The sequence below is a fragment of the Streptomyces sp. MspMP-M5 genome (assembly GCF_000373585.1).
Lineage (GTDB): Bacteria > Actinomycetota > Actinomycetes > Streptomycetales > Streptomycetaceae > Streptomyces.
In genome coordinates, this window is sequence record NZ_KB891887.1 from 40357 (window position 1) to 52323 (window position 11967).

Annotated in this window: 13 protein-coding genes; 8 read left to right on the forward strand and 5 right to left on the reverse strand. The window is 70.8% G+C overall.

What is annotated here, in order from left to right; all coding sequences use genetic code 11:
• The first annotated feature begins 65 nt into the window (after positions 1 to 65).
• Positions 66 to 767 carry a TetR/AcrR family transcriptional regulator gene (locus B073_RS0115530; RefSeq protein WP_018539004.1) on the forward strand — a complete coding sequence of 234 codons (702 nt, stop codon included), beginning with the start codon at positions 66 to 68 and terminating at the stop codon, positions 765 to 767.
• A gap of 13 nt (positions 768 to 780) precedes the next feature.
• On the opposite strand, the gene B073_RS0115535 is transcribed toward B073_RS0115530, so the two are convergent.
• Positions 781 to 1209 carry an ester cyclase gene (locus tag B073_RS0115535; protein WP_018539005.1) on the reverse strand — a complete coding sequence of 143 codons (429 nt, stop codon included), beginning with the start codon at positions 1207 to 1209 and terminating at the stop codon, positions 781 to 783.
• A gap of 96 nt (positions 1210 to 1305) precedes the next feature.
• On the opposite strand from B073_RS0115535, the gene B073_RS0115540 reads away from it, so the two are divergent.
• Positions 1306 to 1935, forward strand: a complete 630-nt coding sequence (locus tag B073_RS0115540; protein WP_018539006.1) for a TetR/AcrR family transcriptional regulator C-terminal domain-containing protein — start codon at positions 1306 to 1308, stop codon at positions 1933 to 1935.
• 315 nt (positions 1936 to 2250) lie between these two features.
• Positions 2251 to 3063: an SDR family NAD(P)-dependent oxidoreductase gene (locus B073_RS40055; RefSeq protein ID WP_037811769.1), complete on the forward strand. Its 813-nt coding sequence runs from the start codon at positions 2251 to 2253 to the stop codon at positions 3061 to 3063.
• 224 nt (positions 3064 to 3287) lie between these two features.
• Here B073_RS40055 and B073_RS46395 read toward each other — a convergent pair whose 3' ends face one another.
• Positions 3288 to 3476, reverse strand: a complete 189-nt coding sequence (locus B073_RS46395) for a hypothetical protein (protein ID WP_018539009.1) — start codon at positions 3474 to 3476, stop codon at positions 3288 to 3290.
• Positions 3477 to 3796: 320 nt separating this feature from the next.
• Between B073_RS46395 and B073_RS0115560 the strand changes: the two genes are divergently transcribed.
• On the forward strand, positions 3797 to 5305 hold the full coding sequence (locus B073_RS0115560; RefSeq protein WP_018539010.1) for a cellulase family glycosylhydrolase: 1509 nt from the start codon (positions 3797 to 3799) through the stop codon (positions 5303 to 5305).
• Between the two features lie 29 nt (positions 5306 to 5334).
• Here B073_RS0115560 and B073_RS0115565 read toward each other — a convergent pair whose 3' ends face one another.
• Positions 5335 to 6342: an NADP-dependent oxidoreductase gene (locus B073_RS0115565; protein ID WP_018539011.1), complete on the reverse strand. Its 1008-nt coding sequence runs from the start codon at positions 6340 to 6342 to the stop codon at positions 5335 to 5337.
• A 79-nt stretch (positions 6343 to 6421) separates the two neighbouring features.
• Positions 6422 to 7363: an NADP-dependent oxidoreductase gene (locus B073_RS0115570; RefSeq protein WP_018539012.1), complete on the reverse strand. Its 942-nt coding sequence runs from the start codon at positions 7361 to 7363 to the stop codon at positions 6422 to 6424.
• A 132-nt stretch (positions 7364 to 7495) separates the two neighbouring features.
• On the opposite strand from B073_RS0115570, the gene B073_RS0115575 reads away from it, so the two are divergent.
• The 3 genes from B073_RS0115575 (at position 7496) to B073_RS0115585 (ending at position 10547) form a co-directional block, all read left to right on the forward strand.
• Entirely contained in the window at positions 7496 to 8452 is a 957-nt protein-coding gene (locus B073_RS0115575) for a GlxA family transcriptional regulator (RefSeq protein WP_018539013.1), read from the forward strand.
• 151 nt (positions 8453 to 8603) lie between these two features.
• Positions 8604 to 8924, forward strand: a complete 321-nt coding sequence (locus B073_RS0115580) for a hypothetical protein (protein ID WP_018539014.1) — start codon at positions 8604 to 8606, stop codon at positions 8922 to 8924.
• A 252-nt stretch (positions 8925 to 9176) separates the two neighbouring features.
• Positions 9177 to 10547 (forward strand): histidine-type phosphatase, encoded by a 1371-nt coding sequence (locus tag B073_RS0115585; protein ID WP_018539015.1) that lies wholly within the window; start codon positions 9177 to 9179, stop codon positions 10545 to 10547.
• Here B073_RS0115585 and B073_RS0115590 read toward each other — a convergent pair.
• Positions 10544 to 10891, reverse strand: coding sequence for a DUF1330 domain-containing protein (locus B073_RS0115590; RefSeq protein ID WP_018539016.1), 348 nt, complete (start codon positions 10889 to 10891; stop codon positions 10544 to 10546). The genes B073_RS0115585 and B073_RS0115590 overlap by 4 nt on opposite strands.
• A gap of 172 nt (positions 10892 to 11063) precedes the next feature.
• On the opposite strand from B073_RS0115590, the gene B073_RS0115595 reads away from it, so the two are divergent.
• The gene (locus B073_RS0115595; RefSeq protein WP_026247411.1) at positions 11064 to 11963 is read left to right on the forward strand and encodes an aminoglycoside phosphotransferase family protein; all 900 of its coding nucleotides are present in this window, start codon (positions 11064 to 11066) and stop codon (positions 11961 to 11963) included.
• Positions 11964 to 11967: the final 4 nt, after the last annotated feature.

The window sequence follows — 11967 nt, forward strand, 5'->3', positions numbered from 1 at the left end:
CTTAGGAGTACTTCCGATCGCCATGCAAGGGGATTCGTGAACTAAGTTCAAGTAGGGTGGCGGGCATGCCCAGAGAGACGCTGACCGCAGACCAGATCATCCGTGCCGGCATCACGTTGCTCGACGAGGAGGGACTGGACGGCCTCAACATGCGCAGCCTGGGGGCCCGGCTCGGCTCGGCCGCCACCGCGATCTACTGGCACATCAAGACCAAGGACGAACTGGTCCGACTGGCCGGCGACGCGATCTGGGAGGAGGTGGAACTGCCCGACCTGGAAGCCACCGACTGGCGGACCGCCGCCACCGCCATGGCCACCGGACTGCACACGATGCTCGGCCGGCACCCCTGGCTCGGCCAGGCATTTGGCAGCCACCTGCTCTACGGCCCCGGCAAGGCGCGCTACGACGAGCACAGCCTCGCCCTCTACGAGAAGGCCGGGTTCGCCCCGGCCGACGCGGACCGCGCCGCCGCCACCGTGTTGCTCTTCGTGCTCGGCAGCGCCCTCGGGCCCGCCGCGCAGGTGTCACTGACCCGGCGCCTGAGCAAGAACGGCAAGGACGCCGAGCAGCAACTGACCGACACCATGGCCCGTGCCGCCGAGATCGCACAGCCGTACCCCCGGCTGCGGGAGCGCCTGGGCACACCCGCCGCCTCCGACTACTCCGCGGCGCCCGACGGCACCTTCGAGTTCGGCCTCCAGGCCGTTCTGGACGGCTTCCAGGCGCGCCTCGGCCACAGCCACAGTCAAGACGGCCTTCGCGCATAGGCCCTTCGGGGATTCAGCCGACGGTCGGCCAGTCCCAGCCGAGTTGGAGGAAGAGACCCAGGCGGTCGGAGACGCCGCGGATTTCGGTGATCCGGCCGTCGGCGACGGTGAAGACGAAGATGGCCTCGTTCTCGAAGCGGCGGCCGGTGGGTATGGGCATGCGGGGGTGGGCGCCGGAGCTGACGCCGCTCTGGGTGATCCGGGCGACGACCTTGTCGCCCTCGGCGATCAGCTCGTCGATCCGGGCCCGGTAGGGGGCGAGTGCGGTGAGCTGGGTGGCGAGGGCGTCGAAGGCCGCGCCGGGTTCGTCCGGCTCGCCGTGGATGACCTTGTTGTGGTCCACGACATCCGCCGCGAGGTAGCTGCCGAGGTCGCCGATGCGGGCCTCGTTGAGTGCGGTGAAGAAGTCGGTGACGAGCTGCTTGTGCTGATCGATGTCCATTCAGGACCTCCCTTTGACGCCCTTACGCCGTAAGGATCTGCTGGGCAGTACCATGAGCCTTACGGCGTAAGGAAGTCAAGGGAGGCGGGCGTGGGGATGACCGGCAAGCGGGCGGGGCTGAGCCTTGCGAAGGTGTTGGACACGGCCCTGGCAGTGGTCGACCGGGACGGCATCGAGAAGCTGTCCATGCGGCGGCTGGGGGCCGAACTCGGCGTCGAGGCCATGACGCTGTACCACTATCTGCCCAACAAGGCCGCCCTGTTGGACGGTCTGGTCGAGCGGGTGGTCTCGGCCGTCCGACCGTCCTTCGGCGGCACGGCGGAGGACTGGCCGCGAGAGCTGCGGGCCTTCGCGGTCGCCTTCCGGGACGAACTGCTGCGGCACCCCGGCGTGATCGTGCTGATCGCCACTCGGCCCGTCCAGTCGCCCGCCGCCCTCCAGGCAGTCGAGGACACCGCCGCCGCGCTCGGGCGCGCCGGCATCGCACCGGTCGTCGCGATGCGCATCGTCAACTCCGTCAGCACTTTGGTGATCGGGCACTGCCTGGCCGAGGCCGCCACCACCCCCGGTCATCCCGAACCGGACCCGGGCCCGGACCACGCCCTCGATGTCACGGCCTTCCCGACCCTCGCGGCCGCCGTCGAGGGCGGACTGGGTACGCCCGCCGACCACCAGGCACGCTTCGACCTCGCGCTGGACGCCCTGCTGGCCGGGTTGTGTCCCTGAGCGACGGAGCTACAGCGGCGTCCGGGGATTCGGGCGCGCGTCGTGGCCCTGCCCGGTACGGGCGCTGCCGAGAGCGTAGGACGCGCCCACCGGCCGCAACACCGCGAGTTCCGGGGAGCGGAACAGGCCCGCCCGCACCTCTCCCCCGCCGGATCGGGATGGTTCCGCGCAGTGGAACCGGGGTTGCCCCGGCCCCCCTCGCCCGCCGACGCTGCCCCCACCCGGTGTCTGCGGGCGGCACAAGCCGCCTCCGTCCAGGCACGGTTGGGAAGCACCAGACAGAGCAGCCCAAGGCGACGAGAGAAGGGACGTGCCGTGTCCACTCGGTTTGACCTCGACGGCAGGAAGGCCCTGGTGACCGGGGCGTCACGTGGTATCGGACGAGCCGTCGCACGGGCCTTCGCACAGGCCGGCGCCGATGTGGCCGTCGTCGCACGCAGCACCGACGAACTTCAGGAACTGGCCGCCGAGGTCGAGCGGGCCGGCCGCCGGGCCGTGGTCCTGACCTGCGATGTCACCGAGGAAGAACAGATCCGCGACGCGGTGTCCGAAGCGATCGACGCACTCGGCTGCCTGGACGTCCTCGCCAACGTCGCGGGCGGCACCCCCACCGCGGGCCCGTTCGTCGAGCTCCCCATGGTCGCCTGGCAGCGCGACATGCGGCTCAACTTCGAGTCGGTACTGCACTTCTGCCGCGCCGCGGGCCCGCACCTTCTGCAACGGGGCACCGGCTCGGTGATCAGCGTGTCCTCGGTGGCCGGCATGGCCGGGGCCCCCTCCCGGTCCACGATCGCGGTGTCGAAGGCAGCGGTGATCGCCCTGACCCGGACCCTGGGCGCGGAGTGGGCGGCGGCCGGCGTCCGGGTCAACGCGATCCTCCCGGGCTGGACCACCACCGCCGAAACCGCGGTGGTCCGCGCGAACGAACAGGTGTCGGCGGGGCTGATCCACGCCGTGCCGATGCGCCGGTGGGGCACTCCCGAGGAGATCGCGGACTCCGCCGTCTACCTGGCCGGGGACGCCTCGTCGATGGTCACCGGCAGCTGCCTGACCATCGACGCCGGTGTCTCCGCCTACGTCGGCGGCCCCACACTGCTCGACCTCCTCGCCTACGGGCGCCTCGGCTAGGGCGCTTCTGACGGATCTCCGTGGAGGAAGGAGCGGTGCCTGGTGCGTGCTCTCGCAAGGCGCCGGGATGGCTTCATAGCGGAGCTATGGAGGCATTTCGGCAACGCCGCGAGAGTGCGTGCCAGGCACCGCGACGCCGCGGAGATCCGTCAGAAGCGCCCTAAGCGCGGGCACCCCGCCGGCTCCGCGTCACCCGCCTCGGCACCGCGCCGGGCGGAACGCCGTCACCGGATCCAGGGGTTGGCGCTGGCGGCCCGCTTGGGGGTGCGCTTGACGGGCGCGAGGTGGGCGGCCGCCACGGCAGCGGTGAGCCGGGCGGCCCGGGTCGCATGGAACGGCGCCGTGCCCGCCCGTTCCTTCCCTGACGCTCCGTCGGCGTCGTTGTCCTCTGGTGCCGTATCGCGTTCCGCCATGAGCCTCGACCTTTCTGACGACCCGTTGCCGTCAGCGACATGGTGCAGCCCGCGGCAGTACGGTGACCGGGAAATCAGTTAAATTCCCCCGCACGCGCGGGTGTTGGCCAGAGATCCATCTCAGCCCATACCGGGCAGCGGCCCCCAACACCGGCCCTTCGCCTCCTCTTTCGCCCCTTTTTTCCACCCTCTTCTTCGCCCCTTCTTTCGTCTCTTGCTTCACACCTCTTCCGTCCGCGCCTTCCGTGCAGCAAAATCCCGGCGGCGAACACCCACCGAGACCCACCGGCACCGACCGCCGCGGCCAACGGGAGGCCACCATGCGACTGCGCCTCGCCGCCCTCGCCCTCGGCGCGGCCCTGCTCTGTGCCGTCCCGGCCACGAGTCCCGCCGCGCAGGCGGACCCGCGCACACCGACGGCCGCCCGATCCCAGCGGCCGCCCGCCCGGCCCGGACAGGCCACGGCCTGGACCTTCCCCACCGGCACCGTCACCTCGCCCGACGGCCGTACGCTCTTCACCGACCGGTACGGACGCGTCCTGCAACCGCGCGGGCTCAACATCGGCAAGACCGACACGGTGACCGAGGAGCACCTCGCCCAGCTGGCGCGCGACGGCTTCACCCTGATGCGGCTCAACATCCAGTGGGAGAAGGCCGAACCACACCGCGGACGCTACGACGCCGGTTATCTGCGCTATCTCGACCGCGTCCTGGACTGGGCCGACCGCTACCGGATCCTGGTCCTGATCGACTGGCACCAGGACGTCTTCGGCCCGGAGTTCGGCCACAACGGCATCCCCGTCTGGGCCACCCGGACCGACGGCCTGCCGTTTGAACCCAACCCGGACGACTGGTTCGCGGACTACTTCCAGCCCGCCGTACAGGCCGCTTTCGCGCACCTCTACGACGACCCCGATCTGCGGGCCGCCCAGGGGGCCGCGTACGCCAAGGTCGCGTCCGTGCTGCGCGGCCACCGCTCCCTGCTCGGCTACGACCTGTTCAACGAGCCGTTCGGGCCGGTGCCGGGCGATCCGACCGACCCCCAGGACCAGATCGCCGCCTCGGCAAGGCTGGAACGCGGCCGGTTGGCGGCCATGTACCGGCGGCTGATCGGCGCCGTCCGCTCCGCCGACCCCGATGCCTGGCTCTTCGTCGAACCCACCGTCCTGGTCGGCCAGGGCGTCCCCACCAGCCTGCCCGGCTTCGCCGACCCCCGGCCCGGCACCGACCGCATCGGCTACGCCCCGCACTACTACGACACCGCCGTCGAATCGGGCGCCGACTGGAACCCGTCGGACCGCTTCATCGAGCGCTACGAAGCGGCCATCGGCCGCTACCCCGCCGCGCACCGGCTGCCGGTGCTGGTCGGCGAATGGGGCCCGCCCCAGGCCACCACCCCCGGAAACGCAGAACTGATGCGTCGTCAAGTAGGTTCCATGGGAGGCTTCGCCGCCGGCTGGACGGCGTGGTACGACTGCCGCGCGGACCGGGGCAGCGGCTATTGCGTCTACGACCGCGGCGGCAACCCCGCCCCCGGCAAGGAGCCGGCCTTCGCCCCCTACGCGCCGGAGGTCGCCGGCCTCCCCGGCACCGAGTCCTACACCCCGGCCACCCGCACCTACAGCCTCACGCTGAAGGCCAACCGCACCACCCGCCGCGCCTGGACGGTCATCTCCCTCCCCACCACCGCCTTCCCCCACGGCGCCCGGCTGTCCGTCACCGGCGGCGGCCCGGCCTCGAAGGTGGTCCGCCCCGGCCAGGCCGCACTGCTCCTCCCGTCCGCGCGGCCCGGGGCTTCGGTACACGTAACGGTGACCGACGGCCGCTGAGGCAACAGTTCGGCGCGCCCCTGCTCAGCTCAGACCTGGACCACGGCCTTCCCCGTGTTGCGTCCGTCCAGCAGGCCGAGGAAGGCGTCCACCGCACCGGCGATGCCGTGCTCCACGGTCTCCCGGAAACTGATCTTCCCCTGAGCCAGCCAGGTGCCCATGTCCTGGACGAAGCGCGGACGCAGGTCCATATGGTCGCCGACCTCGAAGCCGCGGAGGGTGAGCCGCTTCTTCACCAACTCAATCATGTTGCGCGGACCGGGCGGAGGTTCGCTGAGGTCGTACCCGGAGATGGCACCGCACAGTGCGGCCCGGCCGTCCGGGTTGAGGACATCGATGGCGGCTTCCAGGTGGTCGCCGCCGACGTTGTCGAAGTACACCTCGATACCGTCCGGGGCAGCGTCGGCGAGTTGCCGGTGTACGGTGCCGTCCTTGTAGTTGAAGGCGCTGGTGAAGCCCAGTTCGGCCGTCAGGTACTCCACCTTCTCCGCCGATCCGGCGCTGCCGATGACCGCCTTCGCGCCGCACAGCCGCGCGATCTGCCCCGCCAGACTGCCCACCGCGCCGGCCGCCCCGGAGACGAACACCGTCTCTCCCGGCTGCAGTTGGGCGATCCGGGTCAGTCCGACGTAGGCGCTCAACCCGGTCATTCCCAGCACGCCCAGGAACGCCGAGTCGGGCACGCCCGGCACCCGTTCCAACCTCCTGAAGTGCCGGTGCGGGGCGACCGCCGCGGTGCGCCAGCCCAGGTCGCTGAGCACCAGATCCCCCGGGGTCAGGCCGGCGGCCCGCGACTCCACGACCACACCGACCGCCCCACCCGTCATCGGTCGCCCCAACGGGTAGACGGGAACGCCGGGTTGGGCCGTGCCCATCAGCACCCGCATGTACGGGTCCACGGAGAGAAAGCGATTGCGGACGACCACCTCATCATCCTCCGGTGGCCGCAACTCCCGCTCGACGAGCCGGAAGTCCGCGGGCTTCGGACGCCCCACCGGCCGCGCGACCAGGTGCCATTCCTGTGCGGGAAGTGTCATGCTGCGCCACCGCCCTCTCCGTGCTGCTCGTCGTGTGCCGCGTCCCGGGCCTTCCCCGATCATCGCACCCGCGGGGTGGTCACGGCACCGTGATCACCAACTTGCCCGTGGTGCGGCCGGCTTCTCCGACTTCGTGCGCCTTGGCCGCCTCGGCGAGCGGGAACGTGCCGGCGATGTGCGCCACCAGCCGGCCCGACGCGGCGAGATCGGCAATCGCCTGCATGCCCGCGCGGTCGGCCTCGACCACGAGCGCCTCGACCCGCACGCCGCGCCGCGCCGCCTCGGCACGCAGCTCCTGGGCGTCCTTCCCCCAGAACTTGATGGTGACCAACAGGCCGCCGGGACGGAGGGTGGCCATGGAGCGGGGGCCGTATTCGCCGCCCAGGGCGTCGAGTGCGACGTCGACGTCGCGCACGGCCTCGGCGAAGTCCACCGAGCGGTAGTCGATCAGTTCGTCGGCTCCCAGGCCACGCAGGAAGTCGTGCTTGGCCGCGCTGGCGGTGCCGATGACATACGCGCCCCGGGCCTTCGCGATCTGGACGGCGAGATGGCCGACCCCGCCCGCGGCGGCGTGGATCAGAACCCGTTGCCCGGCCTGGATGTCGGCGGTGTCGACCAGCGCCTGCCACGCGGTGAGCGCGGCCAGCGGGAGGGCCCCGGCCTGGACGTGGTCGATACCGGCCGGCTTGTGGGTGAAGGACCTCGCGGGCCCGGTGACGTAGGTGGCGAGGGAGCCGTGTCCGTGCGGGTAGGGCAGCATGCCGAAGACCTCGTCGCCCGGTTTGAACAGCGTGACGCCCGGGCCGGCTTCCTCGACCACTCCGGAGACGTCCCAGCCCAGGACGAACGGGGGCTCGGGCAGGTGCAGGCCGGGGGTGGCGCGGTGGATCCAGTCGGTCGGATTGATGCCGGCCGCGTGGACGCGGATGAGCAGCTGGCTCGTACCGGGCTCGGGGCGGGGAAGTTCGACCTCCCGCAGGACCTCCGGCCCGCCCAGGACGTCCTGCCTGATCGCACGCATGGTGGAAGCCGTGGCGCCTGTCGTGTCTGTGGTGGCAGTGGTGTCTGCCGTGTCTGTCGTCATACTCCCAGGCTGCCGCCATCGACCCGCGAGCGAAATGGCACGATAGCCAATATCCGATAGAATCATGCCATGCATCGTGTGGTGGTCCTGGCACTGGACGGCGTCTACCCCTTCGAACTCGGCATCCCCAAGCGGATCTTCGACAACGCCGGGAGCCGTTATGAGGTGTTGACGTGCTCGGCGGACGGCGGCCCGGTGCGGACGTGCGCCGACTTCACGATCACGGTCGAGCACGGCCCCGAGGCGTTGCGCACCGCGGACACGGTGGTGATCCCGCCGTACGACCTGGCGCTGACCACGCCGGCGCTCCCCCGGTCGGTCGCCGACGCGCTGGCGCTGATCCGGCCGGGCACCCGGATCGTGTCGATCTGCACGGGTGCGTTCGTGCTGGCCGCGGCCGGTCTGCTGGACGGCCGCCCGGCGACCACCCACTGGCAGCTCGCCGAACAGTTCCGTGCACTGTTCCCCCGGGTGCGGCTCGATCCGGATGTGCTGTTCGTCGACGACGGGGACATCCTGACCTCGGCCGGCGCCGCATCGGGGGTGGACGTCTGCCTGCACGTCGTCCGGACGGATCACGGCAGCGCGGCGGCGAACCACGTGGCCCGGCTCTGCGTGGTGCCGCCGTGGCGCGACGGCGGCCAGGCACAGTACATCGAACAGCCGGTCCCCGACCCGGCGACGACAGGCACCGCCCTCACCAGGCACTGGGCGCTGGAGAACCTCCATCTGCCGCTGACCCTGGACACCCTCGCCGAGCACGCCCGGATGAGTCGCCGCACCTTCGCCCGCAGGTTCGGCAACGAGGTGGGCGTGAGCCCCGGCCGATGGCTCATCGCCCAGCGGGTGGAGCGTGCCAGGCAGTTGCTGGAGTCCAGTGAGCTGTCCGTCGACCACATCGCGGGCCAGGTCGGCTTCGCGACGGGGACGTCCCTTCGGCAGCATTTCCATGCCGCCCTCGGCGTCGCCCCGTTGGCCTATCGGCGCACCTTCCGCATGGGCACGGACGACCGGACGTACGCCTGACGACGAGCCACGTCAGGCGAGGGCACGGCCCCGAACGAGTCACGGGCCCAACTCGCCTTCCCGTGGCTTCGACTGCCGCCCAGGCCGTTTCCTCCCGTCGGCTCGGCCGTTGGTCCTGGTGTCATTCATCACCTCTGCTCATGAAAGGCACATGATGCGTCTGTTCCGCCCGATTACCATCGGTCTCAGCAGTCTTGCGCTGGCCTTGGCGCTGCCCGCCGGCACGGCACTCGCCTCGAACGGGAAGTTCGCGTGGAGGGGACCCAAGGGCCAGTCGTACTTCCTCCAGAACCCGCCGAACAGCAAGTGCCTCAACATGAGCCAGGAGGCACGCGGCCCGCGCAACAACACCAAGCAGCCCCTGGTCGTCTACACCGGCAAGCGCTGCACGGGAAAGGCGACGCGCCTGGCCCCGGGGAAGTCCGCACCGTCCGGCACCCGCTTCGCCAGCGTCGTGTTCAACCCGCACTAGGAAGCCCACCACCTGCGGCGCCGCCCAAGGCATCGCCCGCACCTCTCCGCACGCCCCGTTCAGATCGCCTGGCACGGGACCGGCCTGCCCCAGAGGACCAGCACCGTTCTGCACGACGTGAACGGACCGGTGGGGTAGGCCCAGCAGATCCTCACCGTCCGTCCGCTGCCGCGTGGCGAGGAGTGAACGGCGATGGCCGCCGGGCCACCCCCCGGCCACCCCGCATTCACGTCCGGCCAAAATGATGCGTCCATGAGACGTATCGCAGCTGTCGCCCTGGTCGCTTCATGGTCGCTGTTCGCCGCCGCCATGCCCGCCGCCCATCCCGCGCACGGCGCGGACGACACCCACCACTACAGCTACAGCACCAAGGCGCCGTACGAGCCCGCGCAGCATCCGCGGGACTATCAGCGGGCGCCCAGGGGCTTTGTGCCCGTGTTCACGGAGAACGTCTCCCGGCACGGCTCCCGGACCGCCACCGACGGCGCGGACGGCGATCTCGCCCTGCGGTTGTGGGAGCGGGCGCGTCGGGACGGTCAACTCACTTCGCAGGGGCGGGACTTCGGGCCGGATGTGCGTGCACTGCTCGCCGCCATGGCGAAGGTCGGCTACGGCAAACTGAGCGGGCGCGGTGCGCAGGAGCTGCACGGCACGGCGGTGCGGATGGCGCAGCGGCTGCCGCAGCTGCTCAGGACGATCGTCGACGATGGCGAGTCGATCGACGTCGTCAGCTCCGGACAGGGCCGGGCCGTCGACAGCGGAACGGTCTTCACCAGCGCCCTCACCCAGGCCGACCCGGCACTGAAACCCCGCATCGGGCCGGCCCGGACCGACAAGGACCTGCTCTACTTCCACAAGTCGGCCGGCGGCGCCGCCTACCGGGACTGGCTCGCCCACGACCAGCGCCTGGCGAGCACCCTGAAGAACCTCACCGATCAGCCCGCCACCCACAGTGCCGCCCGCCGGGTGCTGGCGAGGATCTTCCAACCGGCGTTCGTACAGCGCATCGTGGACGGGGAGTTCTCCTCCCTCGCCGACGACGTCACCGCCGCCGGGGCCGTCTACAGCCTGTACAGCATCGCACCGGCCATGAAGGCGGAGAGCCCGCACGGCCGCGGCTGGCACCTCGACCGGTACCTCGCGCCGCGCGACGCCGACTGGTTCGGGTATCTCAACGATGCCGAGGAGTTCTACGAGAAGGGCCCGAGCTTCGCCGGCAGCGACATCACCTACAAGATGGCCGATGTCCTCCTCGACGACTTCTTCAAGCAGGTCGAGGCCAAGCGCAACGGCACCAGCACACTGGGCGCCGAACTGCGCTTCACCCACGCCGAGGAGATCATCCCGCTCGCCGCGCTGATGGGACTGCCCGGCAGCACCCGGGCGGCCGCACCCGGGCATCCCTACACCTACGGCGACAACCCCTGGCGCGGCACGTCCGTGGCTCCCCTGGCCGCGAACATCCAGTGGGACGTGTTCCGCAGGGGCGGCACCTACCTCGTGCGCATGCTCTACAACGAGAAGGAGACCTCGTTCAAGGCAGGCTGCCGGCCCATCGCCGAGGGCAGTCACTTCTACGACCTGGAGGAGTTGGAACGCTGCTTCGGGCGGAGTGACGGCTAGTCAGTGGTGGTGGCCTCGCGGATCGTTCGGGCCGTGGAAGCCGGGTCGTAGTCGGCGGGGACGCCGTCGACCAGGATGATGTCGCCGTCGATGTGCCGCGAGCGCAGCGGGGCGATCTCCTGGTACGCGGGTGAGTCCCACCAGGCACGTGCCTCGGCGATCCCGGGGAAGCCGATCACCACGACGTGTCCGGGCCAGGCTCCCTCCTTCACCTCATGCTGGGTGGCGTGCACCAGGAAGTGGCCGCCGAACGGCTCGAAGGTGTCGGTGATGCGCTCGATGTACTCGGCGATCTCCGGGTGCGGGGCGGCCTCCTGGAGATGGGCGATGGCGTAGGCGGGCATGCGTCGTCCTCCGGGTTCTGCTGCGTGTCGACTGGTTCTCGACTGGTTTTCGGCCTCGCTTGCGTGGCAATGATCCTGACATGCGGAGGCCGGTGGTGGCGATGACTTGCGAGATTACGCGGGACAGGAAATGCGTTTGACGCCCGTGGTGTTGGGCGGTCGGATGGCGCGTATGAGCAGCGGGCAGATGCATCCGGACATGCACCCCATCGACGCCGGTCTCGTACGGCGACTGGTCGGCGGGCGGTTTCCGCAGTGGGCCGGGCTGCCGGTGGTTCGGATTGCGTCCGGCGGCACCGTCAACGCCATGTACCGGTTGGGCGACGAGATGGTGGTGCGGCTGCCGCTGGTGGCGGGCGGCGCCGGGGACGTGCTGAAGGAGCGGGAGTGGCTGCCGCGTCTGGCACCCCTGCTCCCCCAGGCGGTTCCCGAGGTGCTGGGGACCGGGGAGCCGGCGGAGGGGTATCCGTGGCCGTGGTCGGTGTGCCGGTGGTTGCCCGGGGAGAATCCGCGGGCCGGGGCGCTGGACGAACCCATGGCGCTGGCCCGGGACCTGGCCGGCTTCGTGGCCGCGATGCGCAGCGTCACCCTGCCCGGCGCACCGGTGGCGCACCGTGGAGGGGCGCTTGGCACGCTTGATGCGTCGACCCGGACGGCGATCGAGGCGCTGCGCGCCACCCCGGAGGAGGGTGTGGACTGTGCCGCCGTGGCCGCGGTATGGGAGGACGCGCTGCAGGCTCCGGGCTGGGACGGGCCGGCGGTGTGGCTGCATGCCGATCTGATGCCGGGCAATCTGCTGGTGGCGGACGGCAGGCTGACGTCGGTGATCGACTTCGGGTGCCTGGGCGTGGGCGATCCGGCCTGCGATCTGTTCCCGGCGTGGAATCTGCTGCCGGCCGATGCCAGGGAGGTCTTCCGCAGGGCGCTCGGCGTGGACGATGCGACCTGGCGCCGCGGCCGGGCGCGGGCGCTCTCGCAGGCGCTGATCGCACTGCCGTACTACCGGACGACGAACCCGGCGATGGCCGACAACACCCGGCAGGTGATCCGGGCGGTGCTGGCGGACGACTGAGTGA

Coding starts and splice junctions, on each gene's coding strand:
- B073_RS0115565 (WP_018539011.1), bottom strand. CDS start 6,342: ATGACACTTCCCGCACAGGAATGGCACCTGGTCGCGCGGCCGGTGGGG.
- B073_RS0115575 (WP_018539013.1), top strand. CDS start 7,496: ATGCATCGTGTGGTGGTCCTGGCACTGGACGGCGTCTACCCCTTCGAA.
- B073_RS0115580 (WP_018539014.1), top strand. CDS start 8,604: ATGATGCGTCTGTTCCGCCCGATTACCATCGGTCTCAGCAGTCTTGCG.
- B073_RS0115585 (WP_018539015.1), top strand. CDS start 9,177: ATGAGACGTATCGCAGCTGTCGCCCTGGTCGCTTCATGGTCGCTGTTC.
- B073_RS0115590 (WP_018539016.1), bottom strand. CDS start 10,891: ATGCCCGCCTACGCCATCGCCCATCTCCAGGAGGCCGCCCCGCACCCG.
- B073_RS0115560 (WP_018539010.1), top strand. CDS start 3,797: ATGCGACTGCGCCTCGCCGCCCTCGCCCTCGGCGCGGCCCTGCTCTGT.
- B073_RS0115530 (WP_018539004.1), top strand. CDS start 66: ATGCCCAGAGAGACGCTGACCGCAGACCAGATCATCCGTGCCGGCATC.
- B073_RS0115595 (WP_026247411.1), top strand. CDS start 11,064: ATGAGCAGCGGGCAGATGCATCCGGACATGCACCCCATCGACGCCGGT.
- B073_RS0115540 (WP_018539006.1), top strand. CDS start 1,306: ATGACCGGCAAGCGGGCGGGGCTGAGCCTTGCGAAGGTGTTGGACACG.
- B073_RS0115535 (WP_018539005.1), bottom strand. CDS start 1,209: ATGGACATCGATCAGCACAAGCAGCTCGTCACCGACTTCTTCACCGCA.
- B073_RS46395 (WP_018539009.1), bottom strand. CDS start 3,476: ATGGCGGAACGCGATACGGCACCAGAGGACAACGACGCCGACGGAGCG.
- B073_RS0115570 (WP_018539012.1), bottom strand. CDS start 7,363: ATGCGTGCGATCAGGCAGGACGTCCTGGGCGGGCCGGAGGTCCTGCGG.